Source organism: Vibrio sp. M260121, from assembly GCF_036533715.1.
Lineage (GTDB): Bacteria > Pseudomonadota > Gammaproteobacteria > Enterobacterales > Vibrionaceae > Vibrio.
The window spans coordinates 41,295-65,701 of sequence record NZ_JATABF010000008.1 but is presented as its reverse complement, the minus strand read 5'-3'; the positions used below and the strand labels follow the sequence as shown (position 1 = coordinate 65,701).

At 46.7% G+C, this 24,407-nt stretch carries 24 protein-coding genes; 13 read left to right on the top strand and 11 right to left on the bottom strand.

The genetic code is table 11. The annotated features are described in order from the left end of the window. Positions 1 to 162: 162 nt before the first annotated feature. A complete protein-coding gene (locus QTO06_RS06945) occupies positions 163 to 1,887 on the top strand; it encodes an SLC13 family permease (RefSeq protein WP_331407285.1) in 1,725 nt (574 codons plus the stop codon). 24 nt (positions 1,888 to 1,911) lie between these two features. Next, complete coding sequence (gene cysC / locus QTO06_RS06940; protein ID WP_005430514.1) at positions 1,912 to 2,529, top strand: adenylyl-sulfate kinase; 618 nt, start codon at positions 1,912 to 1,914, stop codon at positions 2,527 to 2,529. A gap of 90 nt (positions 2,530 to 2,619) precedes the next feature. Here the strand turns inward: cysC and QTO06_RS06935 are convergent, their stop codons facing one another. From QTO06_RS06935 to QTO06_RS06905, 7 genes are all read right to left on the bottom strand, one after another. Then, positions 2,620 to 3,525 (bottom strand): TIGR03899 family protein, encoded by a 906-nt coding sequence (locus QTO06_RS06935; RefSeq protein WP_331407284.1) that lies wholly within the window; start codon positions 3,523 to 3,525, stop codon positions 2,620 to 2,622. Between the two features lie 369 nt (positions 3,526 to 3,894). Continuing rightward, entirely contained in the window at positions 3,895 to 4,389 is a 495-nt protein-coding gene (locus QTO06_RS06930) for a DUF3299 domain-containing protein (protein WP_005430529.1), read from the bottom strand. 5 nt (positions 4,390 to 4,394) lie between these two features. Beyond that, complete coding sequence (locus QTO06_RS06925) at positions 4,395 to 5,654, bottom strand: ABC transporter permease (RefSeq protein ID WP_331407283.1); 1,260 nt, start codon at positions 5,652 to 5,654, stop codon at positions 4,395 to 4,397. After that, positions 5,651 to 6,379, bottom strand: coding sequence for an ABC transporter ATP-binding protein (locus QTO06_RS06920; protein WP_012126892.1), 729 nt, complete (start codon positions 6,377 to 6,379; stop codon positions 5,651 to 5,653). The genes QTO06_RS06925 and QTO06_RS06920 overlap by 4 nt, the downstream gene beginning before the upstream one ends. Positions 6,380 to 6,431: 52 nt before the next feature. Further along, positions 6,432 to 7,145, bottom strand: a complete 714-nt coding sequence (gene zrgA / locus QTO06_RS06915; RefSeq protein WP_050909978.1) for a zinc uptake protein ZrgA — start codon at positions 7,143 to 7,145, stop codon at positions 6,432 to 6,434. Positions 7,146 to 7,243: 98 nt separating this feature from the next. Continuing rightward, positions 7,244 to 7,543, bottom strand: coding sequence for a DUF2607 family protein (locus QTO06_RS06910; RefSeq protein ID WP_331407282.1), 300 nt, complete (start codon positions 7,541 to 7,543; stop codon positions 7,244 to 7,246). Positions 7,544 to 7,707: 164 nt separating this feature from the next. After that, positions 7,708 to 8,259 carry a YtfJ family protein gene (locus QTO06_RS06905; RefSeq protein WP_005430577.1) on the bottom strand — a complete coding sequence of 184 codons (552 nt, stop codon included), beginning with the start codon at positions 8,257 to 8,259 and terminating at the stop codon, positions 7,708 to 7,710. Positions 8,260 to 8,475: 216 nt separating this feature from the next. Here QTO06_RS06905 and QTO06_RS06900 point away from each other — a divergent pair, with 216 nt between their 5' ends. Further along, positions 8,476 to 8,676, top strand: coding sequence for a DUF1107 domain-containing protein (locus QTO06_RS06900; protein WP_005528565.1), 201 nt, complete (start codon positions 8,476 to 8,478; stop codon positions 8,674 to 8,676). Between the two features lie 49 nt (positions 8,677 to 8,725). Here QTO06_RS06900 and msrA read toward each other — a convergent pair whose 3' ends face one another. Further along, positions 8,726 to 9,364, bottom strand: coding sequence for a peptide-methionine (S)-S-oxide reductase MsrA (gene msrA, locus QTO06_RS06895; protein WP_331407281.1), 639 nt, complete (start codon positions 9,362 to 9,364; stop codon positions 8,726 to 8,728). Between the two features lie 161 nt (positions 9,365 to 9,525). On the opposite strand from msrA, the gene tamA reads away from it, so the two are divergent. The 5 genes from tamA to QTO06_RS06870 all read left to right on the top strand — a co-directional run bounded on the left by tamA (position 9,526) and on the right by QTO06_RS06870 (position 16,267). Then, complete coding sequence (tamA, locus tag QTO06_RS06890) at positions 9,526 to 11,238, top strand: autotransporter assembly complex protein TamA (RefSeq protein ID WP_005430575.1); 1,713 nt, start codon at positions 9,526 to 9,528, stop codon at positions 11,236 to 11,238. Then, entirely contained in the window at positions 11,235 to 15,107 is a 3,873-nt protein-coding gene (tamB, locus tag QTO06_RS06885) for an autotransporter assembly complex protein TamB (protein WP_331407280.1), read from the top strand. The genes tamA and tamB overlap by 4 nt, the downstream gene beginning before the upstream one ends. Positions 15,108 to 15,140: 33 nt before the next feature. Beyond that, on the top strand, positions 15,141 to 15,488 hold the full coding sequence (locus tag QTO06_RS06880) for a gamma-glutamylcyclotransferase family protein (protein ID WP_005430563.1): 348 nt from the start codon (positions 15,141 to 15,143) through the stop codon (positions 15,486 to 15,488). A gap of 64 nt (positions 15,489 to 15,552) precedes the next feature. Then, positions 15,553 to 15,891 (top strand): DUF2799 domain-containing protein, encoded by a 339-nt coding sequence (locus QTO06_RS06875; RefSeq protein WP_038890882.1) that lies wholly within the window; start codon positions 15,553 to 15,555, stop codon positions 15,889 to 15,891. Positions 15,892 to 15,907: 16 nt separating this feature from the next. Beyond that, positions 15,908 to 16,267: a DUF2799 domain-containing protein gene (locus QTO06_RS06870; protein WP_103413624.1), complete on the top strand. Its 360-nt coding sequence runs from the start codon at positions 15,908 to 15,910 to the stop codon at positions 16,265 to 16,267. Positions 16,268 to 16,347: 80 nt separating this feature from the next. On the opposite strand, the gene ppa is transcribed toward QTO06_RS06870, so the two are convergent. Then, positions 16,348 to 16,878: an inorganic diphosphatase gene (gene ppa, locus QTO06_RS06865; RefSeq protein ID WP_045402442.1), complete on the bottom strand. Its 531-nt coding sequence runs from the start codon at positions 16,876 to 16,878 to the stop codon at positions 16,348 to 16,350. Positions 16,879 to 17,003: 125 nt separating this feature from the next. Beyond that, positions 17,004 to 18,020 (bottom strand): class 1 fructose-bisphosphatase, encoded by a 1,017-nt coding sequence (gene fbp / locus QTO06_RS06860; protein ID WP_005430527.1) that lies wholly within the window; start codon positions 18,018 to 18,020, stop codon positions 17,004 to 17,006. 314 nt (positions 18,021 to 18,334) lie between these two features. On the opposite strand from fbp, the gene mpl reads away from it, so the two are divergent. From mpl to thiQ, 5 genes are all read left to right on the top strand, one after another. Next, positions 18,335 to 19,693 carry a UDP-N-acetylmuramate:L-alanyl-gamma-D-glutamyl-meso-diaminopimelate ligase gene (gene mpl / locus QTO06_RS06855; RefSeq protein ID WP_331407279.1) on the top strand — a complete coding sequence of 453 codons (1,359 nt, stop codon included), beginning with the start codon at positions 18,335 to 18,337 and terminating at the stop codon, positions 19,691 to 19,693. Further along, positions 19,693 to 20,331, top strand: coding sequence for a flavin prenyltransferase UbiX (locus tag QTO06_RS06850; protein ID WP_012126903.1), 639 nt, complete (start codon positions 19,693 to 19,695; stop codon positions 20,329 to 20,331). Before mpl ends, QTO06_RS06850 begins: the two co-directional genes overlap by 1 nt. 250 nt (positions 20,332 to 20,581) lie before the next feature. After that, positions 20,582 to 21,574, top strand: a complete 993-nt coding sequence (gene thiB / locus QTO06_RS06845; RefSeq protein ID WP_331407278.1) for a thiamine ABC transporter substrate binding subunit — start codon at positions 20,582 to 20,584, stop codon at positions 21,572 to 21,574. Positions 21,575 to 21,588: 14 nt separating this feature from the next. After that, a complete protein-coding gene (gene thiP, locus QTO06_RS06840) occupies positions 21,589 to 23,175 on the top strand; it encodes a thiamine/thiamine pyrophosphate ABC transporter permease ThiP (protein WP_331407277.1) in 1,587 nt (528 codons plus the stop codon). Beyond that, the gene (thiQ, locus tag QTO06_RS06835) at positions 23,175 to 23,879 is read left to right on the top strand and encodes a thiamine ABC transporter ATP-binding protein (protein ID WP_331407276.1); all 705 of its coding nucleotides are present in this window, start codon (positions 23,175 to 23,177) and stop codon (positions 23,877 to 23,879) included. Before thiP ends, thiQ begins: the two co-directional genes overlap by 1 nt. 75 nt (positions 23,880 to 23,954) lie before the next feature. Here thiQ and QTO06_RS06830 read toward each other — a convergent pair whose 3' ends face one another. Continuing rightward, on the bottom strand, positions 23,955 to 24,392 hold the full coding sequence (locus tag QTO06_RS06830) for a universal stress protein (RefSeq protein ID WP_005430588.1): 438 nt from the start codon (positions 24,390 to 24,392) through the stop codon (positions 23,955 to 23,957). Positions 24,393 to 24,407: the final 15 nt, after the last annotated feature.

Here is a 24,407-nt window from a genome sequence, read left to right as displayed (position 1 = left end):
CCCCGAATCCAGAATGCTCCGGAAGCCCAAGAAACCGAGCATTCTGGCGTTCTTTTTCGCTTGCTTTGCTTTTTTGTCTGGTTACTCGTTTGTCACTCCGTGCAGCTAAGTTTGCACGAGTCGTTGTTGTGCCCGTATCGGGTTTATTGGTAAGGATTGGCTATGTGGGAACAAGGATTTGTATTAGCGATTTTGCTTGGCATTATCACTTGTTTACTCGTAACCAAAATTAAACCAAGTTACGTATTTGCTGGAGCCGCTTTCATCGCCTTTATGGTGGGGATGATTGAGCTCAATACCATTGCGGCAAACTTTACTAATTCTTCACTTCTGACCCTAGTGCTGCTGATCCTCGCATCGAGCGCATTAGAAAAAACCTTATTGATCAGTTGGGTCAGTCGCAGTATTTCTGAAGGCCATCTCGGCAGTGTGATTGCCAAGTTGGGCTTTTCTACCGCTTTACTTTCTTCTTTCACAAATAACACCGCGGTTGTGGTGTCGTTAATTGGCGCGATTAAACGCAACCAACAACATGCGCCTTCTAAGCTTTTGATTCCGCTTTCTTATGCAGCGATTTTTGGTGGTACGTTGACGTTGATTGGTACCTCGACCAACTTAATTATCAACAGTTTTGTTGAAGATGCCGGGCTGCCAAGCTTGAGCTTCTTTACTCCAACCATGATTGGCTTAGCGGTACTGGTAGGCGGTGTGCTTATTCTTATTCCGCTGAGTTATCTGTTGCCCAATTACGATGACCAAAGCCAAGAAGATTTACCTTACTTTCTAGAATCTCGTGTTGAACCGGGTTCGCCGCTAGTTGGGCGCACCATTACCGAAAATAACCTGCGTGCCCTGAGAAAATTGTTCCTTGCTGAAGTGATTCGCGATGGTGTGACGGTTCCGTCTGTTGGTCCTGATTTTGTCCTCAACGCTAAAGATCGGCTGCTGTTTTGTGGCGATGTTGAGAGTGTCGCAACACTGCAAGAAATTCCTGGTTTAACGCTGTTTGGCCATCAGCACCTTAACGGTCAGAACTTCATTGAAGTGGTAGTCAGTTCATCGGCGACCTTCTGTCATAAAACGCTGAAAGAGAGTCGCTTCCGTGACCGTTTTGATGCGGTGGTTGTAGCGATTCGTCGTGGCCATGAACGCCTTGAAGGTGGCTTAGGTAATATCACTTTAGCTGCAGGCGATACGTTAGTTTTGGTACCCGGTAAGCGCTTTGAGACGGAACGCCGTGCTCACCGTAAAGAGTTTGTGTTGGTGAACGATCTGGATTCCAGCGCGCGTTTAGACGCCAACAAATCGGCTTTGGTGTTATTTGGTTTTGCCGCTGTGATTGGCTGTGCGTTGCTAGAGATCGTACCGATTATCAAAGGTCTGGCAGCTTATCTGATTGCGCTACTTGCTTTTGGCGTGATTCAACTTTCCGAACTTCGTCGCCGCTTCCCAATCGATATTGTGGTGATTGTGGGTTCGGCGTTGTCTATCGCCCAGCTGATGATTACATCCGGTTTATCGGTGCGAATGGGCGATATGTTTATTGAAGCCTTTAATGGCTGGGGTGTGTTTGGCGCGCTAGTCGCCACTTACATTATGACTTTAGTGCTAACTGAGCTCGTGACCAACAATGCGGCGGCGGCGCTTTCTTTCCCTATTGGTTATAGCATGGCGGTAGGTTATGGCGTTGACCCAATGCCTTTCATTATGGCGGTGCTGTTTGGCGCCAGTGCCAGTTTTATTTCTCCTTACGGATACCAAACCAATTTGTTGGTATACAGCGTAGGGAATTACAAATTGACCGATTATGTGCGAATCGGCGTGCCGATTTCCATCGTGTATTCAGTGCTAGTACTGACGCTGATTCCGGTCTTCTTTCCGTTTTAATCTGTAAATTTACAAGGATACGTTATGACTGCCGAAACTCCGGTAAAAGATGAAAACATCGTTTGGCATCAGCACTCGGTTGATAAACAGTTTCGTGCTGGATTAAAAAAGCAGAAGCCTGCGGTACTTTGGTTTACTGGGCTATCTGGCGCGGGCAAATCAACGGTGGCAGGTGCATTGGAAAATCGCTTAGCCGAATTGGGTTATCACACTTATTTGCTTGATGGCGACAATGTTCGTCATGGCTTGTGTAGCGACTTAGGCTTTTCTGAGCAAGATCGTCGCGAGAACATTCGTCGTATTGGTGAACTGGCGAAACTGATGGCAGACGCGGGTTTGATTGTTCTGTCGGCATTTATTTCTCCTCACCGCGCAGAGCGTCAATTGGTGCGTGATCTGTTGCCAGAGGGCGAGTTTATTGAAGTGTTCGTCAATGCTTCTTTAGAAGTGTGTGAAGGTCGCGATCCGAAAGGCTTGTACAAAAAAGCACGCGCAGGAGAAATCCCGAATTTCACTGGTATTGACTCTGAATACCAAGCTCCAGCAAGCCCAGAAATTGATTTGCCAGCCGGCGAAAAGAGTGTCGAAGAGCTGGTGGAGTTGTGTTTAATCGACCTTAGACAACGCGGTGTGATCCGATAAAAAAGCATTTGGATCATAGGTGGCCAAAAAGTCACTGAGCAGTTAAAAGAGCTTTTGGATCATAGGTGACCAAAAGCTCTTTTTTATGTACTAAACGGTGTGGTTTACTGTGGTTTTGGCTTCGCTATGAACGCTAAATCTTTGATTTAGAAGCGCTAGCATCTGGTCATAGTATTGATTATTAGGTTTGTTACCAAGCAGCTTACACAACTCATTACCTGTCGGAGTAAAGCGGTAGTACAACAGGCGCACGCCTTTGGTATTTACCTGCAGTGATAAGTTTTTACCTTGATAGGTGAGCATCAAAGGCGTTTCAATGCCAATCTCTCCTGACTCTAGTTCAGTGCTGTGCAGCAGTCCCAGTTCAATCAACACTAACAAACTTGAATAAGGAAGTTGGAAGCTACCCATATTAAGGTTGCTGGTGGTGTCGCGTTTGCCAAAGCTGAACATCCCGCCATGCGCTTTGTAGCCAATCAGCAGTTTGCGACTGCTATCTCCACCAAAACTGCACGCTAGCGTCGCGGCACGTTGCAGAGTTTGGGCTTCTCTTGGCGACATGTCTTTCAACACTTTAAGTGCTTTCATCGAAGTTGAGCCGGGGTTGGTCACTTCGCGCTTCATGACTTGCGCCCAGAGCTTTTGCATTGAGCTGTTGTGGATGTCTTGCGCCATATCGAAAAAACGATACAACCAGTCTTGGTCTGGCTCACCAGCGGTCTCATCTCGACATGAGCTGTGCGCCAGTTTGAGGATTTGCTCTAAGTTCTTTTGTCTCTGTTCTTGGCGGCGTTGTTCACGTAACTGAGCGCGTTCAAGCGCAGTTTTAGCTGGAGGATCGTTTTGCAACAAAGCATCTAATCCGTAGATTTGAGCAATGCTTTGAACACGGCTCGCACTGTCTTTGATGTAGCCAGACTTCTTTTCGTGGTGAGTGTGTTTTTGTTGTGTGGGTTCGTGTTCAATAACAACAGGTTGCTTTGTTGGTTCTGCCATTTTATTTCCTACCAAGGCTGGCGATTAGCACTTGCTTAAATTTACACCTTTCCTGTTTTCTCGACCAGAGAGGCATGTCCGGATTTTGACAGAATAGGGCTATTCAAAATGATAATGAGTTGTTAAAATTGTTATCATTATTTTGGAGGGGTGATGAGATATTCAGACGTAAGCAAACTGAGAAAACACCTGTCGATAGCGCTACTTTTGGTTTTGTATGTCGGTATACTCGCGTATTTGTCTCGCTATATCGTGTAACTAAGTATATCTGGCAGGCATAAAAAAGGCGCCGAAGCGACGCCTAGTGTATCTATCCTACTAATCAACGGAGTTATTGATTCGCAACCAAGTTATTAGCTATCAAACAAGCTACATATCATCGTAGGCTTCAATTGATGAGCCTTCAATCACGTAGGCCGTTTCTGCCAACTCATGTTCGATCGTTTCAGTTTTCAGAGTTCCCACCACATAAATGACATCCCATAGCTCCTGTACTGGTGCACCTTTCGGGAATTTGACATAAATGATCTGGTTTGGTGGTGGTGGTGGAACGTGGATACAAGCGCCAAAGTATGGCACCAGTAAGAATTCCGTCACTGTATTCGCATCACCTTCTAATGGGATCACGAAGCCAGGGATTTTCACTTTGCTGCCGTTAAGCTCAGGACGAACATTACCAATCTTAGATTGAAGTGCCGCACCACCGTTGTGGTCTGTAGCTGGCATGCCTACACTGTCGAACATCTTGCGCTCATTCTCTGGCACAAGATCAATCCAATCGAGTTTCAGCGGTTCGTCACTGGCCATTACTGGTGCAGTGAAGGAAATCAGTAGCAAACAGCTAGCGAGTATTTTTTTCCACATTTTTACTAAATCCTAATTGTCATTCCATCACTGAGCGATTGTCGGTAAGCACGGAATGCTGGGATGAAGCCAATCACAATACCTGCACACTGTACAAAGCCAAGCAACATCCATTCATACGGCGACAGTGCCGTTAAGGTTAGGTGTATACCATAACTTTGTTGGATTATTGGTTGCAAGAGGGCAAGAATGGAATACAAGCCCGCAACGCCGGTAATGATGCCAGCAAACGTGAGTAAACTTGCTTCACTGATCAGTAGCGAGAAGACGTGTTTAGGTCTTGCCCCCATTGCGCGCAGGATGGCCATTTCACGGCGGCGTTCTTGTAAGCTGGTCAGCAAGCTACTCAACATACCCAATAAACCTGCCACGACTACAAAGCCTGAGACTGCCATCAGTGCTTGTTCCGCAACCGACATCATTCCCCATAATTCATGCAGAGCGACGCCCGGCATGATGGCACTAAGAGGCTCTTTCGGATAAGTGTTGATTTGTCTTTGCAGAGCAAAAGTCTGGATGCGTGACTTCAACCCGACCAGCATCGCAGTGATCTGCTTTGGTTGAAAATCTCTGGCTTTGAGGTCTGCGGCACTTGGTGTCGGACCTAAGCGAGCCCCGCTTTCCCAACCGACGTGAATCGCTTCAATTGCTTCCAATGAGACGTGGACGGTTTTGTCCACTGGTGTGCCCGTTGGAGCAAGAATACCAACGACTTTAAACGGCAAGTTGTCATGACGGCTAAAGCCTACATCACTGATGCCATGGGCAATGATGATCTCACTACCGATTTTATAACCCAGTTTTTTGGCGACATCAGAACCTAGAACCGTTTCGAATAAACCGTTGAACTCTCGACCTTCAGAGAAAGTTAGTGGTTGCTTACTTCCGTACTTATAATGTTCGAAATAGCTGTGGTTGGTGCCCATCACTCGAAAGCCTTTGTGTGAATCACCCAACGAGATTGGGATTGCCCAATCGACGGCTCGGTGGTTCGCAAACTCTTGGTAGCTCTTCCAGTCAATATTGTTGGTGGCATTGCCGATTCTGAACACTGAGTACAGCAGCAGGTTCACTTGTCCTGAGCGACCTCCGACAATTAGGTCAGTTCCAGAAATAGTATTGGCGAAGCTATCTTTGGCTTGGGTTCGAATGCGCTCTACGCCTAATAGTAGAACAACAGAAATGGCGACCGTCATGATGGTGAGAATAGCGGTCGCTTTGCGGTTCATCAGGCTTTTCCAAGCGAGCTTTACAACAGCACTCATGATGCGGCTCCTAGGGTTTGCGCTTGATTGATTTCAGGCAGATTAAGTGTTCGGTCAAATAAGGATTCTAGTGTCGGGTCATGACTGACGAAGACCAACGTCGCGTTGGCAAGGTTGGCTTGCTCCATCAAGAGTTCAATGAATGCTTTGCGGTTGTCATGATCGAGTGCCGATGTGGGCTCATCGGCAATCACCAGTTCAGGCTGACCGATCAAAGCACGCGCTGCTGCGACACGTTGTTGCTGACCAATACTGAGCTCTGATACCGGTTTGTCATGCAGGGCTTTAGGTAAACGCAAACGCTCCAGTAGCGTCGTCGCTTGTTCTTCCAGTGATGTCGTTGAAGCATTTGGAGTAACGCGGTCGCGGCGAATTTTACTGAATTGGCATGGAATGAGAACGTTCTCTATCACATTGAGATAAGGCAACAAATTGAATTGTTGGAAGATATAGCCAATGTGATCGGCGCGAAACTTGTCTCTTTGACTCGCTCTCAAACTCGCGATATCGGTGTCTAATACAGACAATGAACCAGATGTGAGCGTATTGATGCCTGTTAACAGGGCAAGCAGAGTCGATTTACCGCAGCCGCTTGGGCCTTTGATAAAGACATGCTCGCCTTGAGCAATGTGTAACTGGGGGATGTTAATGGTCGCGTTTTCGGAGCCGGGCCAGACAAACTGGGCATTAGAGAGCTCAACAACGTTTAACGTGGTTTCAGTCATAATAAATTACCAAAGCAATGGCGTGTAAGTAAGTACTTACACGCCATGTGATTTATTTAATTGCGATCTTTGCGTTGTCTTTGCTTAGGCTAGTCGCAGACTGAGTGGTGTCAGTGAATAGGTTTGCACTGATTGATTCTGTTGCAGGGAATTGCTTGAACCAAGTGGTATTGATGCTGTTTAGATCGGCAACAGAGTCACAGTGGTAGCGGTATTCTGCTGTGAATTCACCGTGGCCGCCGTGTTCATGATCGTGACCCTCATGCTCGTCGTGATGTTCATGACCTTCGTGATCGTGGTGGTCATCATCATGTGCATGTTCGTCGTGATCATGGTCTTTGTGCTTGTCATGGTCATGTTTGTCATGATCGTGACCTTCGTGGTCATGCTTATCGTGATCGTGGCTCTCATGGTCGTGGTGTTCATGACCTTCATGAGAATCTTGGCCTAGGGTGTGGGATACGTGAACATCTTCAATCACACATTTCGCTTGTTTGTTGATAGCAAACAACTGGTCGGTGTTTTTTAGAGCAGCAACAGCATCGCCAAGTGCCTTCTCTTGTTCTGCGTTTTCAGGTGCGTGCTCAAAGCCAACAACGTCCGCGCCTGGAGAAGTGATTTCGATCAGTAAGTCTTTACCATCTTGAGCAATATTGAATTCTACGTGACCATGCACGTGTGCTTCGTGTTGACGATATTCTTCTGCGTTTGCAGTTGCTGCTAGAGATAGGCCGATAACAAGAGCCAGAGCGTGTTTAGAAGGCATTTTCTTTTCCTAATTTGCTTAAATGTTTTATTGAAATTGCTAATTTAAATCATGTAGTTAGCAACTCGTTTAATTTCTAGTATGGAGGCTTCTTAAGTTTAAGCAAAAATAGGCGGCGCGCGCGCTGTATAACGCACATCACTGACATTTAAACGTTTTTTGATCACGTCTGAGTATGTCGAGCGTTGATAAGTTGGTGCGAAAAGCTCTGGTTGAGCCTTAACCAGACCATGATGCGAGCCAGCAAACATTTGGCAATGATGGTGGCTGTGGTGCTCCGGGACTAGGTCAAGTTGATGAGCGATAGTGGCAAAATTCCAAGCGATCAGTAACGCAACACTGAGTAAGACCACAGTGCGACGCCAATAATGTGAGATTGCTTGCCAGCGATAGTGCATCTTAAAGCCCGAAACGATACCTAGTGTTATAATATAACACCCATTTGGCAGAAAAGTTCATTCTTTTATGAAATGGAGATGGATTATCTGTGATGAAATAATAACTTAGAAGCAAGTTTTCGGGAGTTTGCTCCTCACCTAAAGACGGTAAGGAGCAATTAAGACTAGATATTTTGCTTGATTAGACCAAGAACTTGGTTGATTTCATCCGTGCTGAGAGCCCCTTCTTTGATGAAAAGAATTTTACCTTGCTTGTCTTGCACAATGATGGCTGAGCTTTCTTCTTGTAGAGCCCAGCTATTTGCCACTACACCATTTTCATCTAAGACCATTGATGACCAAGGAAATTCTTGTTTGCTGTCTTGCGCCGATGATTTGACAAATGAACCAGTTCCCCAAACGGCATCATCTTGGTTAATGATGGTCGTGGTTTGGTAAGCATCTTCCGGGAATTTCGCTTCAGTTAGCGCTGTCATTAGTGGTGCGTTCATTGCTTTTGAGCTGCTGCGCCCTGCGATTGCATGAATGACACGGACTTTACCGAGCATTTGTTGCGTAGCCCAAGGTTGATAAGCCACGCCTTCACCTTGCAATACGATTTCACCGTAGGCGTCTACTTTCGCCGCTGGCACGCTTTCACCAACTGATAAGTTGTGAGCCAGTGCTAGACCCGGAGCAAGAGCAAGGAAAAAAGGGAGGAGAGTCTTAGTTTTCATATTGTTATGTTCCATATGGGGGTGTGAGACTTTCCAAGTATATACTTACAGTGAATAAAAATGTAGAACCGTTTATAACAATTCCTTAACGTATGATGTTTTAATTTTGTTGCTTTGAGAAAGGAATTTGATAGAATGAACCCTGTCGCAAATTGCGCATAAAGGTTGCCATGGAAAGAGCAATCGGTGTTTTCTCAAAAGGATATTGAGGTGGTTATGCTACGTGAGTTTGCTGTTTACCGTCCACGTCAGGTGGCGCGTTTCGTTAAGACTTTATTCAAAGGTCAGTTTTCAATTGCAGGTGTTGGTCAGTTCCGTTTTGATAACGGAAAGGTGCTGTTGCCTGATATCAAAAACCCCCAACAACTCTCTGTATTTAGAGAAGTAAATCAAGCAATTTTATCTCTCCCAGTGTAATGACAAGAATTGTAAAAGAGCGACTTTCGTCGCTCTTTTTAGTTTAGGCTTAACCTTGAAGGCTTGGTGGGAAACAAACCCCAGTGCCACCTAAACCACAGTAGCCGTTCGGGTTTTTCGCTAGGTATTGCTGATGGTAAGTTTCAGCGAAGTAATACGGACCAGCAGGTTCAATTTCTGTCGTGATGGCTGAGCGTTGATCTTCTTGCAGAGCTTGCTGATACTGGACCTTTGAACGTTCGGCTGCGTCTTGCTGTTCTTGTGAATAGGTGTAAATCGCAGAGCGGTATTGAGTTCCTAAGTCGTTGCCTTGGCGCATCCCTTGAGTTGGGTCGTGCTTTTCCCAAAATGCGGCAAGCAAATGCTCAAGAGAAATCACGCGATCATCAAAGACCACTCGGACCACTTCGGTATGTCCTGTCTTGCCTGTGCACACTTCTTCGTACGTTGGGTTTGGTGTGTAACCCCCTGCGTAACCGACGGATGTGGATACCACGCCCTCAATTTGCCAGAACAATCGTTCTGCTCCCCAGAAGCAACCCATTCCCAATAAAATCTGTTGTTGGTGAGCTTGCGGCGGTGCCGTTAAACTCGATTGATTTACAAAATGCGTGTCATCGATTTGCATTGATGTCTCTCTACCTGGCAGCGCATCTTCTATACTGATCATTGTCTGTTTGTTGAGCATGGTATTTGTCCTTCAATACGAGTCTTAATTTTGCGAATGATTATGTCTGAATATGATGTTGTGATGACATAGACCGTGGTAAACCTATTAATATTACAGACTTAGCCTTCAATTGGCGTTATTATTGTTTACGTTTATTTAACCTCATCCAGCTAAAAAGCATGATAAGAAAAGCTACCCCGATCATTGTCAGTCTACTTGCCTTTTCTCATAGCGCTTACGCCGATGTTTCCTTAAAGATAAAGGGCATTGATGGCGCGCTAGAAGATAATGTGAACGCTTACTTGTCTTCCATTCCAGAAGACGATTACTCCACGTCGTTGCGCTTTCAGGCGCGATTGGAACAAAGTATCACTGAAGCGCTCAATGCGCTTGGTTATTATCATGCGAAAATTTCATACACTATTACGAAAGATAATGATGAATTGATCGTCAACATCAAACCGGGCGAGCCTGTCAGAATCAAAGAAATGGACGTAGTGATTTCAGGTGAGGCGGGGGAAGATGAAGAATTCACGAACCTGATCAAAAAATCACGTTTGAAAGAAGGTCGAATCCTAAACCAAGGGGAATACGACGCTCTAAAATCGGGCATTCGTAACTTAGCGTTGCAGCGTGGCTACTTTAACGGTGACTTTAAATTGAGCCGTTTAGAGGTGGTGCCAGAGCTTAATGAAGCTAACGTTCGTCTGCACTATGACAGTGGTATCCGTTATCACTTTGGTACGGTTGAAATTTTAGGTAGTCAGATCTGGGAAGATCGCGTTGATTCTTTGCGCCCATTTAAAACCGGTGAGCCTTACTTGGTCTCTGAAGTGGGTGAATATAACCAGAACCTTTCGAATACGGATTGGTTCTCATCGGTATTTGTTGAGCCTGATCTCACCAAGTTAGATGATGGTCGAGACCTACCAATCAAAGTCTCACTTGCTCCTGCTGCGAAAAACCAAATTGAAACGGGTATTGGTTACTCTACCGATACTGGTGTGCGTGGTACGCTGAAATGGAAAAAACCATGGGTGAGTGCGCGAGGCCACAGCTTTGATACCGCGCTTTCTCTGTCTAAACCAGAGCAGACCATCACGGCTGGCTACAAGATCCCACTTGATGACGTATTGCACGAATACTACCAACTTCAGTTCGGTTTGAAGCATCTCGATAACCGCGATACGGAGAGTTTGGAATCGAATCTTGCGGTAGAACGCCACTGGATCACCGATGGTGGTTGGCACAAAACGTTGTATGTTCGTCACTTGTACGAAAACTTCTCGCAAGGTTTGCAAGAAGATGGTGTGCAGTTTGTTTTACCTGGTGCCTCGTTTTCTCGCACACGGACTCGTGGCGGTAACATGCCAATGTGGGGCGATAAACAGAGTGTGACGGTTGAATACGGTGACCCGGCGTTGTTGTCTGAAACTCGCGTACTTCGTTTGTTAGGTCGCACATCTTGGATTCGTGGTATCGGACAAAACCACCGTGGTTTATTCCGCCTTGAAGGCGGCGCCAACGTCACTGATGAATTTGAAAAACTCTCGCCATCGCTGCGTTTTTTCGCTGGTGGTGACAACAACATTCGTGGTTACGGCTACGAATCGATCTCACCAACAGACTCGAGTGGCGCATTGACCGGTGCGAAATACATGGTAACCAGTACGTTAGAGTACCAGTATCGTGTGCATGGCAACTGGTGGGGGGCGGTATTCTACGACATTGGTGACGCATTTAATAAAACCCCTGAATGGAAATCGGGTGCGGGTGTCGGTATCCGCTGGGCATCACCGGTCGGTCCGGTGAGCTTTGACTTTGCTTGGGGCCTAGACGCCGAGCCAGATCCAGAATTCCGTATCCACTTCTCTTTGGGGCCAGAGCTATGATGAAAACAACACTGAAGTGGACGAAATGGTTCTCAATCGGTCTACTGACTCTTATTGTGTTGCTGGCGATTTTAGTCGGCACCATTCTATTTACCCACCCAGGTCTAAAGTTGGCACTTTGGGGGGCAGAAAAAGCGTTACCGCAACTTAAAGTCGAGCAAATTCAAGGCTCACTATTCCCACGTTTTGCGCTGCATAACGTCAGCTTTGTGGATGAGCCTCTCCATGTTGATGCTAAGGTGGAAAGCTTAACGTTAGCGATGAACTTCCGTTGTTTCTTTGACCCTAAAGTGTGTGTGGATGAGCTCGCGCTGCAGGGTGTTAACTTCCAAATGCCAGAGTTGCCACCGGCAAGTGATGAGCCGGAAGAAGAAACACTACCGCTGCGCTCCATCAGCACACCAGTGCCAATCTTCGTCAATAAAGTCAGCTTTAACGACATTAACCTGAACATCTTAGGTAACAAGGTTGATTGGCAAGAATTCTCTACCGCATTGTCGATGCAAGGTGACCGCTTGGTGATTGCTCCAACGGCATTGAAAGCTATCAATGTGGCACTTGCACCAAGTGACGAAGCCACAGAAGAGAAGCCATCACAAGCAGCAGATTCGGAACCAAAGGCCAAGAGCGAGCAAGCTAAAGCGACACTAAAGGCAACAGAAAGCCAGCCTAAAGAGGCGAAAACTCCAGCTGCAGAGGAAGCTAAACCTACAGCTGAAACGAAGCCAGAAGGGATTGTGCTGCCTGAGGTATGGATTCCACTGACCGTTGAAGCAAAACGTCTCGATATTCATGACTTTAAATTAGCGGGTAACACACCTGTGATTGTTCACCACTTAGGGCTAGAGGCAACGGCTGGTGGTGATAACGTCGATGTCAAAACGCTAGAGCTTGATATGCCAGAAGTCGAAGGCCAGCTAAGTACGCAAGTGACATTATCGGCCGATTACCCAATTCAAGCGCAGATTGATGCTCTGGTTAAACAAGCGGACGTAAAGGGGCAGAAACTATCGCTTTCTGCGTCTGGCTCGGTTGGCGATTTATTATTGCAGGCGACGCTGTCTGATTTGGTGAAAGCGACGATTGAAGGTCAAATTCAACCGCTTAAACCTGAGTTGCCATTTGATATCAAGCTGAAAGATGTTGCGGCGCAATGGCCATTGAATGGTAAGAGTGATTACCAACTTTCTGTTCCTAGCCTAGTCGCTAAAGGCTCACTAGAGGGCTACACCGTTGCGTTAGAAACCAAGGCGTCGGGTAAAGATATTCCTGCTGTGGATGTGGTGTTAAACGGTAAAGGTACCCTAGAACAGATTGATTTGGACAGCATTGTTGTCAAAACACTAGGCGGTGAGTTGGCGGGTAAGGTGATGGCCAACTGGGCTGCGCCAATCAACTGGCAAGCCGATCTAAACCTGAAGAACATTCAGCCAGGTTTACAATGGCCAGAAGCTGAAGGTGATATCAGCGGTAGTCTATCGACTTCAGGCTCACTAACCGATCAAGGTGGATGGCAAGTGAGTCTGCCTAAACTGGACATCGACGGTATTCTGCGTGGCTACCCGCTGAATATTGAAGGTCAGCTAAAGGCATCTGACAAGACGGGTAAAGGCGAGGATATTCAGCTCAATACACAAGGTTTAGCTTTGTCCCATGGCCCCAACTCATTGAGAGCAAAAGGTAAGATCGACAAACAGATCTTGATGGATGTTGAAGTTAACTTCCCCGATTTCGCGAAAAGCGTACCGGACCTTGGCGGTAAGATGAATGGTAATATCGCACTTCGTGGTAGCCTGAAACAGCCAGACATCAACTTAGATCTCGCGCTTAACCAAGTGAATTGGCAACAACAAGCGAAGGTAGAAACCATTACGCTGAAAGGCGATGTGACTCCACTGCCTGCGCCGAAAGCTGATGTCAGCCTAATTGCGAAAAATATCACTTACGATGACATCAAAATCGATAGTGCGGACCTTGAAGTGACAGGAGATGAGAAGCTGCATCAACTCACGTTGGATGTGGTTTCAGACGTTGTTTCAAGTAGTTTAGAGATCGAAGGTAGCTTCAAGCAAAAGCCAGAAATGATCTGGGATGGTGCATTGCGTCGCTTAACGCTAAGTACTCCTCAAGGCCCTTGGGCGCTACAAAAATCAACGGCAGTTAAGGTTAACATCGATAAGCAGATTGCGAATGTACAGGCACATTGTTGGTTGCAAGCAAACTCAAAAGTGTGTCTAACGGAAGACATCAGTGTTGGTAAGAGCGGTGAAGCGAAGTTAGCCATCACTAACTTTGACTTTGACCAAATTAAACAGTTCTTGCCAGCAGAGACCAAGCTTCAAGGCTCGGTGAACGCGAATGCTGACGCAAAATGGGCACCAGACATGAAACCGGAAGTGACGGTAAATGTGGAGATGCCGAAAGGTCAGGTTGAGCAAGCGCTAGAACAGCCAATTAAGGTCGGCTGGGACAGTGTCAGCCTAAAAGCTAAGTTAGCCCAAGATAAACTGAATGCTGAGTGGTTATTTGATGTTACAGACAACGGCGATTTATCCGGTAAGGTGTCGTTAAATGATGTCTCGTCAGAGAGCCCAACTATTGACGGTAAAGTGTCGCTGTCGACGTTCCATTTAGACTTCTTAGCGCCACTTATCGGTGAGTACAGCCTATTCAAAGCGAACATGAATACGGATCTGGCTCTGTCGGGTGATGTGATGCATCCGAAAGTGAATGGTCAGTTCTTGATTGACCAGATGAAGTTGCAAGGTGATGTGACGCCAATTGATATCAACTCGGGCAAAGTCGCGATTAACTTCAGAGGGCATCAAGCAGATTTAGATGCAGGCATTATTACACCCGATGGAAAGCTGGAAATTAACGGTGATGCGGATTGGCGTGATCTGGAAAACTGGCACACCAAAGCTCGTGTATTTGCTAAAGAGCTAAAAGTTGATATGCCGCCAATGGTGCGAATCAAAGTCGAGCCAGACATGACGATTGATGTGACGCCTCAACTGGCCAAGGTTGAAGGCAACATCAATCTTCCATGGGGTCGTATCTTAGTGGATGAGTTGCCACCAAGTGCGGTTGGCGTGTCGAGCGATACGGTTATCTTGAATAAAGATATGCAGCCTGTCGATGGCGAACAAGCGCTGCCGTTTAACGTAGAAACTGACATCAACATCAAGATTGGCGATGACTTCCAATTGTCTGCATTCGGTCTAAAAGGTGACTTGCAAGGTAACTTGAATGTGACACAAAAAGACAAAGGTCCATTCATTGTTGGTGAAGTGAATATCGTCGACGGTTCTTACCGCTCATTCGGCCAAGACTTGGTGATCGAAGAAGGTAAGATCATGATGAATGGCCCTGCGGATCAGCCTTACGTATCAATCAAAGCGATTCGTAACCCAGACAACACGCAAGACGATGTGACAGCCGGTGTTCGAGTAACTGGCCCAGCAAGTGACCCGACCGTAGAAATTTTCTCGGATCCGGCGATGCCACAAGCGAACGCGCTGTCTTACCTATTGCGCGGTCAAGATATCGATGCGGAGTCGGGTGGTAACGCCATGACTACAACGTTGATCGGCCTAAGCTTGGCGAAGAGCGGCAAGGTAGTAGGTGAAATCGGCGAAGCCTTTGGTGTACAAGATTTGCAGTTGGATACAGCTGGTTCGGGAGATGACTCTCAGGTGACGGTAAGTGGTTATATCTTGCCAGGCCTGCAAGTGAAGTACGGCGTAGGTATCTTTACCTCGTTGGGTGAGTTCACTGTTCGTTACCGTTTGATGAAAGACCTGTACCTAGAGGCGGTATCGGGCGTCGATAGTGCGGTTGATCTGCTCTACCAGTTTGAATTCAACTAAGCTTAGCCTTTAAAACATAACTAAGGAGTGGTTATGCAGCATTTGGTATTTGTGTATGGCACCTTACGCAAAGGAGAGTGCAATCATCACTTTTTGAAAACCGCTGAGTTTCTCGGGCATCATGAGACTGATGCCCAATTTGCTTTGTACGATCTAGGTCGTTATCCCGCGTTGTCGACTGGGCAAAAAGCGATACAAGGCGAAGTGTATTTAATTGATAACGATACACTCAGCGAGTTAGATAAGCTTGAAGATGTGCCGGTGGAGTACCGTAGAGAGAGTATAGCGACACCATTTGGCCAAGCTTGGATCTACTTATACCAAGATACTGAGCAACTCACAGAAGAGATTGCTTCTGGCGATTGGTGCCAAAGGGTGTGAACTATACTGAGAGCAGTAACGTATGCATTGACGATATATACAACAAAGACTTGGGAGGTCTGCGATGAAATATCTATCTCCAATCATACTGCTGCTTCTTGTTGGTTGTTCAAACAGTACACCACCGAGCAGTAACGACAGCATGCAGTGGCAACAATACGGTATGCAGCGAGCGGAAGCAGGTGAATCAAAACTCTCCATGCAAGAGCTCAACAAAGGTGACGATTTATATATGGCGTACAGTAATGGCTATGAAAGCGGTCGAGCAAATTACTGTGCACAAGATGCTTTCACACTTGGTGAAAGCAGGCGTTATTACCGAGGCATTTGCGACGATTTAGATGATCGATTCCGTCGAGAATACGAGCTAGGGCGTACATCTAAAGGCAGCAAACGCTACTAATGAGTGAGGAGTAATAATGAGACTATTCGCGATTGGCGCTATGCTTCTACTTCTCAACGCTTGTGCGCAAACCACACTCCCCAGCTCTGTTAACGCGACAGACTGGCAAGCTTTCGGCAAACAAACAGCACTAAACGGCTCGCTTGAGTTGTCCGAAGACCGTATTGCCAAGTTAGATGATACTAACCGTGCCACTCCTGAACTCATCATGGCCTACCAAACTGGCTACCAGGAGGGTAAGGAAGAGTATTGTCAGCAAAGCGCTTATATTCTCGGCGTACAAGGCGCTCCTTACTATGGCATCTGCGATGATTTAGACCCATTTTTCCACAACGATTATGAATCAGGCAGATTGTCGACGGCGGGTGGCTATTAAACCGGTTGTTGATTAAACCAAGTTATGAAAACGAAAAAGAGCTGCCAATCGGCAGCTCTTTTGTTATTTGTTACTTACGATTATTTGTTTTGAGCACGCTCGTAAGACTCTAGGATTTCCGCTTTTGCTGCAGCAACGTCATCCCAGCCATCGACCTTGACCCATTTGCCCGCTTCAAGTTCTTTGTAGCGTTCGAAGAATTGTGTGATCTGTGCTTTCAACAATTCAGGGATGTCACCGACATCTTGAATGCCTTCGTACTCTTTTGAGATTTTTGAGTGCGGTACAGCAAACACTTTTGCATCTTCACCCGATTCGTCCGTCATTTTCAGTACGCCAACTGGGCGACAACGAATCACAGAACCTGGCATTAATGGGTAAGGGGTCGGAACCAGTACGTCCACTGGGTCGCCATCTAGAGAAAGAGTATCGTTCACGTAGCCATAGTTACATGGGTAGAACATTGGCGCAGACATGAAACGGTCGACAAATACAGCACCAGTGTCTTTATCTACTTCGTATTTGATTGGATCCGCGTTGGCAGGGATTTCGATGACGACGTAGATATCTTCAGGCAGTGATTTACCTGCTGGTACGTTATTTAAGCTCATTTGAATATTCCTTTTCATTGAGGATTAAGCGTGGAAAGGCTTAATCTGGCTAACATTTACGCAGTTCACTTTAACGACAAAAACGCGGTAGGTAAACACCCGCCGCGTTGGACAAAGGTCTGAAATTAGTCTTCTTCGCGATTCAGTTCAAGAAACTCTTCGACTTTGTTGACCATGTTCTTTGAACCCACAAAGAAAGGCACGCGCTGGTGCAGTTCGGTAGGTTTCAAATCCATAATGCGGTTTACACCGTCAGACGCCAAACCGCCAGCTTGCTCAATTAAGAATGCCATCGGGTTGCACTCGTACAACAAGCGCAGTTTGCCTTGAGGGTGGCTTTGCGTGCTTGGGTACAAGTAAATGCCGCCTTTTAGCAGGTTACGGTGGAAGTCAGCAACCAATGAGCCAATGTAGCGAGAAGTGTATGGGCGACCATCTTCAGGCACATTCTCCTGACAGTACTTGATGTACTTCTTCACGCCCTGCGGGAAGCGGATGTAGTTGCCTTCGTTGATTGAGTAGATTTTGCCATCTTCTGGGATCATCATGTTTTCATGAGATAGACAGAAGCTGCCAATCGATGGGTCGTAAGTGAAGCCGTTTACGCCATTACCTGTGGTGTAAACCAGCATGGTCGATGAGCCGTAAATCACGTAGCCCGCTGCCACTTGTTTGTGACCTGGTTGTAGGAAGTCTTCTTCTGTTGGTGGGGTTCCAATAGGAGAAACTCGACGATAAATAGAGAAAATCGTACCAACAGACACGTTCACATCGATGTTTGATGAGCCATCGAGTGGGTCCATTAGCACAACGTATTTTGCGTTTTGGTTAAGTTCTTTATTGAACGCAACCGCTTCATCTTCTTCTTCACTGGCTACACCACACACTTGGTCGCGTGCTTCGAGCGCTGCTTTGAACTTGTCGTTCGCGTATACATCAAGCTTTTGCTGATCTTCGCCTTGTACGTTCTCTGTACCTACAGCGCCAGTGATATCACCAAGACCTGCCGCATTGATTTCGCGGTTTACGATTTTTGCAGCTAAACGAATAGAAGCTAATAGAGATGAAAGATCACCGCTAGCGTGGGGGAAATCCGCTTGTTTCTCAACAATGAACTCGCCTAGGGTGCGCAGTCCTGACATGGTTTATCCTTACATTTTTCATTTCGTTGGGGGTGTCGCGCAACGGGGGCATCTCTTTATGGATGTTAAACGATTGCGCTAGATGTAAGTTTAAGTCGCAGATCTTATTAATGGTAATGAAGTAACCGACTGAGATCTCAATTTATTTGTCTTATTGCATAAGACACGAACCGCTTGGTTAATGCTTGGTCAGTCAGCCTTAAGCCCTGTCAGATTTGTGAAAAAGACTGCAAGAACACGGCGAAAGGCACTCGCTTTTCTGGTGGTTATCACGATAATGAAAGGATTAAAGAACGCATTACAAGGTTAAGTTTATGCACATTCATATCTTGGGTATCTGCGGCACGTTTATGGGCGGTGCGGCAATTTTAGCGCGTCAGCTAGGTCATAAAGTGACGGGTTCGGATGCCAACGTTTATCCACCAATGAGCACCCTGTTGGAGTCTCAAGGTATTGAAATTATTGAAGGCTTTGACCCTTCTCAGCTTGAACCACAACCCGACCTTGTGGTGATTGGTAACGCGATGAGCCGTGGTAACCCATGTGTTGAGCATGTGCTGAATACCAATATGCGTTACACCTCTGGTCCACAATGGTTACAAGAGTTCTTATTGCACGATCGCTGGGTTCTGGCGGTATCAGGTACCCATGGTAAAACCACCACTTCAAGCATGCTGGCTTGGATCTTGGAAGACTGTGGCTACCAGCCTGGTTTCCTTGTCGGTGGTGTGTTGGGTAACTTTGGTGTGTCGGCACGCTTGGGTGAAAGTATGTTTTTCGTCGTTGAAGCGGACGAATACGACAGTGCTTTTTTCGATAAACGATCTAAGTTTGTTCACTACCATCCACGTACATTGATCATGAACAACCTTGAATTTGATCATGCAGACATCTTCGACGATCTTGAAGCGATTAAACGTCAATTCCACCACTTAGTGCGTACTGTTCCGGGGAACGGTTTGATCCTTGCACCGAAGCAAGATCAGTCGTTGCAAGACGTGATCGAGCGCGGTTGTTGGACTGAAAAGCAGTTCTCTGGTGTGGATGGTGATTGGCAAGCACACAAACTGGTTGTTGATGGTTCTAAATTTGAAGTGTCGCTGCAAGGCGAGAAAGTAGGCATCGTAGATTGGGAGCTTGTTGGTGACCACAACGTGGATAACGCTTTGATGGCCATCGCAGCTGCACGTCATGTCGGTGTGGCACCAGAACTGGCTTGTCAGGCTCTCGGTCGCTTTATTAACACCAAACGTCGCTTGGAGCTCAAAGGAGAAGAGCAAGGCGTGACGGTTTACGATGATTTTGCTCATCATCCAACGGCGATTGAACTGACATTGGGCGGTTTACGTAACAAGGTTGGTGAAAAACGTATCCTTGCCGTTTTAGAGCCACGCTCTGCGACCATGAAACGTGGTGTGCACAAGAATACTTTAGCGGCTTCATTGCACAGTGCCGATGAAGTGTTCCTCTTCCAACCGGATAACATTGATTGGTCGGTACAGGATATTGCAGACCAGTGTAAACAGCCTGCGTTTGTTGGTGCAGAGATGGACAGCTTCGTCGCAAAAATCGTAGAGCAAGCGCAGCCAGGTGACCAAATCCTCGTGATGAGTAACGGTGGCTTTGGTGGTATTCACGGCAAGCTTCTGGAACAACTGAAACAAAAAGCTTAATGACATCTATGCAGCAAAAAGTAACCCCTAAAAAAGCCATCACACTCGCATTAACGGGCGCCTCTGGTGCCCCGTATGGACTTCGTCTTCTTGAATGTTTAGTGGCAGCGGATTACCACGTCTACGTGTTGATCTCTTCGGCTGCCCGCGTGGTAATGGCGACCGAACATGACCTGAAACTCCCAAGTGGCCCTGAAGCGGCGCAAAAAGCGCTGGTTGAGCACCTTAATTGCAATCCAGATAACATCACCGTTTGTGGCAAAGACGACTGGTTTTCGCCGGTGGCTTCTGGCTCTGCGGCGCCTAAGCAAATGGTGGTGTGTCCATGTTCTGCAGGTAGTGTTGCGGCCATTGCACACGGCATGTCGGATAACTTGATTGAGCGTGCTGCTGATGTGGTAATGAAAGAGCGCGGACAGTTGCTGCTTGTAGTGCGTGAAACGCCATTCTCGACGTTGCATCTTGAAAACATGCACAAGCTTTCGCAAATGGGTGTCACCATTATGCCTGCAGCGCCGGGCTTCTATCATCAACCTAAAACTATCGAAGACTTAGTGGATTTTATGGTGGCGAGAATTCTGGATCACCTTGGCATTGAGCAAGGTTTAGTGCCACGTTGGGGTTATGACCAACGTTGATTGTGTAATCAATAAAAGACCTTTACAATCCATCCAACTCATCGGGGAGCAAACCCACTTGGCATTGAGCTTATCAATACCATTGGGCGCTGAGACCTAATCGCTTAACGTTGTTGAGCAAACAGGGACCCGTATTACCTGAACCAGATAATGCTGGCGTAGGAATTGAGTCTGGATATTGGAAGTCCTAAATACCGCCTCAAACCTGTGCCGCTCAATTCATGTCAATAATGCAAATGGAGAGCGAGCAGTGAAAACCACTCTTAGTCTGATTGCCCTTGCAGCCATCACTTCTACTTCGGCGTTTGCCGCTGAAAACACCCTAACTGTCTATACGTATGACTCTTTCGCTGCCGATTGGGGACCAGGTCCTAAGGTCGAAAAAGCGTTCGAAGCCAAATGCGGGTGCGATGTTAACTTCGTCGCGCTGGACGACGGCGTTTCTATTCTTAACCGCCTTCGTTTAGAGGGAAATAATAGCAAAGCGGATATCGTGTTAGGTTTGGATAACAACCTGATGGCGGAAGCGAAAAAGACCGGGCTGCTGGCTGAGCATAATGTTGATACCTCAAAGACTACGCTACCTAATGGTTGGGACGATAAGACTTTCGTACCGTACGATTACGGCTACTTTGCGTTTGTATACAACAAGGAGAAGTTGGCGAATCCTCCAAAAAGTATGAAAGAGCTGGTGGAAGAGCGTGATGATCTGAAAGTGATTTACCAAGACCCTCGAACTTCGACGCCGGGTCAAGGCTTGATGTTGTGGATGAAGTCCATCTACGGCGATGATGCGACTCAAGCATGGAAGCAACTGGCAACGAAAACAGTTACGGTTACCAAAGGTTGGTCAGAAGCTTACTCGATGTTCTTGAACGGTGAGTCCGACCTCGTGCTGTCTTACACGACTTCTCCAGCGTACCATTTGATTGCAGAAGGTGATGCGAAATACGCTAGCGCAGACTTTACCGAAGGCCACTACATGCAAGTGGAAGTGGCGGCTAAGGTCAAAGGTTCAAAGAGTGCGGAACTTGCGGATGAATTCATGGATTTCATCTTGAGTGATGAGTTCCAATCTGCGATGCCAACAGGTAACTGGATGTACCCAGTGACTGACGTTGAATTACCAAAAGGCTTTGAAACCTTAAGCGTACCAAGCAAGCCACTTAGCTTTAGTGCAGATGAAGTAGCGAAAATGCGCAAGACTTGGATTCGCGAGTGGCAAAGCGCATTGACGTTCTAATATAGGTTCTACTTTTGAATTCTGTTCCGAAAATCGGGTTAGGGGTCGCGATGATTATTGCGACCTTTGTTGTTTCTGCCCTAGGTGCTTTGATTGTTCAAGCGCCTTCTCTTGATGTGTCTATGGTGTGGGGAGACCCATACTATCAGCACGTTACCAAGTTCAGCTTCTACCAAGCTTTTCTCTCTACACTATTGAGTGTTGGCTTGGCTATTCCCGTTGCGCATGCGCTTTCTCGACGTGAGTTCTATGGTAAGTCTCTACTATTAAAGTTGTTTGCGTCTACCTTAGTTCTGCCTGTGTTAGTCGGTGTATTTGGCTTATTGGCGATTTATGGTAATAGCGGCTTATTAGCTCAATGGTTGAAAAGCATCGATGCGGAGCTGCCGTTTTCCATCTATGGCCTGAACGGTATTTTACTTGCGCATGTGTTCTTCAATATGCCTTATGCAGCGCGGCTCCTTTTGCAGGCATTAGAGTCGATCCCCGCAGAGCAACATAAACTGTGTGCGCACCTTGGAATGAGCCATTGGGACAAATTCCGCTGGGTGGAATGGCCTCGCTTAAGACAACAACTACCACACGTAAGCGGCTTGGTGTTTATGCTTTGCTTTACCAGTTTCGCTACCGTGATGGCATTAGGCGGCGGACCGAAATCGACCACTATTGAACTTGCCATTTATCAGGCGATTAAGTTTGATTTTGATCTGCAGGCTGGGGCGCTTTTGGCGCTGTGGCAAATGCTACTATGTGGCTTGTTAGCGATTGGCGTGCAGAAGTTGACAAAGCCAGTCTCAATAAGCGCTGGCAGCACATTGGTACAGCAATATTTAACGAAGGATCATGGGTGGTCAAAAGCTTGGGATAGCTTTTGGATCATAGGTGCCTTTTTACTAGTAATACCACCACTTATGATGGTGGTGTTCAGTGGAATCAACCAGCAAGTTTGGTCGGTACTGACTGACGAGCGTTTTTGGTCTGCACTGTTTAATTCACTCAAAGTTGCGGTACTGGCGAGCTCTCTTACCGTTGCAGCAGGCGTATCGATTTTGCTGACCAGTCGACGTTGGCGATTGCAGTATAAAAATACTCGCGCCGATCAAATTGAACTGATCGGAACCATTATCTTAGTAACGCCGGGATTGGTGATTAGCACCGGATTGTTCCTATTACTGCGATCGTTTACCGATGTATTCAGCTTGGCGTTTTTTGTGGTCATCTTAGTTAATGGCTTGATGGCATTGCCATATGTCATTAAGACTTTATCTCAACCTATGTTGCACATTGAGCAGCAGTATCAGTACGTGTGTGCCAGCTTAGGCATGCGTGGTTGGCAACGATTTAAAGTCGTGGAATGGCAAGCGCTGCGCAAGCCGTTTGCCCATTCTTTTGCTATTAGTTTTATGTTTGCGATTGGTGACTTAAGTGCGATTGCCTTGTTTGGCGGGCAAGAGTTTAGAACTTTACCGCTGTACCTATTCCAACTGCTCGGCAGTTATCAAATGGATGCCGCTGCCGTGGTATCGGTTACTTTGCTGTTACTCAGCGTCGGCTGTTTTGCGGTGATTGAGAAAGTGTTGAAAACGAAGGAGAGAGCGTAATGTTAGTGTTGGATGATGTGGAGTACACCTATCAACGTGAACTGTTTCGTTTTGAGTTAGCTATTCAGCGTGGACAAATCGTTTCACTGATGGGGCCGAGTGGGGCGGGCAAATCTACCCTATTGGCGTTAGTGGCTGGTTTCATCAATCCAGACCAAGGCGATATTTTGGTTGATGGTGAGTCTATCGTGCGTAAAGAGCCGTATCAGCGTCCGTTTTCAATGCTGTTCCAAGAGCATAACCTGTTTGCTCACCTGTCAGTAAGGGACAATATTGGTTTGGGCTTACATCCGGGGCTAAAGCTCACGGCAGACCAAAAACTGCTTGTTGAGCAAGCGGCGAAGCAAGTCGGGGTTGCTGAGTATCTGGACCGTTTACCTGAACATCTTTCTGGTGGTCAGCGTCAGCGTGTGGCACTTGCGCGTTGTTTTGTTCAGCCGCACCCAATGTGGTTACTCGATGAGCCTTTTTCTGCACTTGACCCAGTATTGAGAGAAGAGATGCTGACACTGGTTAAACAACTTTCTGCTGAGCGTGGCATCACCGTTTTGATGGTGACGCACCACTTAAGTGACGCCAGAGCGATTGCTACTCATTTTGCTTTTGTGGCTGGTGGTCAGGTTGAAGCAGCAGGAGAGATTGGTGAGCTTAACGCTCAACATAACAGTATAGCATTGAAGGCTTTTGTTAAAGCGGCTGGGTGATTCCCCTGAGATAGAAAAATAAAAGGTTGATGCAAGCATCAACCTTTTTTGGTTTTGGGTGTTTGAATGAGCGTATTAGCCTTGAGGCTTCACTACCATAACGTTGATTGGTGAGTTCTCTACCACTTTACTTGCCACAGAGCCCAGCATCACTTTGTTGATCTTTGAGCGTTTATGGCTTGGCATAATGATAAGGTCAGCACCTAAACGTTCTGCGTAATCAAGGATGGTTGCATACGCCTTGCCTTCTGCAACGTGGACTTTGTAGATCACTTCGTCATCAATATGTTGGTCTGCAAAGGCTTTGAGTTGCTGTTTTACGTCTTGCTTCATTTTCGCCGCCGCATCTTTCGGGAAGTAAGTTGCGACCATCGACATATGAATACCAGGCAAAACAGTTAACAAGTGAACTTCAGCATTGGCTTGCTTTGCCTGCCATACCGCTAATTCAACGGCACGGTCAGAAAAGCCTTGGTCATTTAGATCAACCGGAACAAGAATTTGTTTGTACATTCAATGTCTCTCATT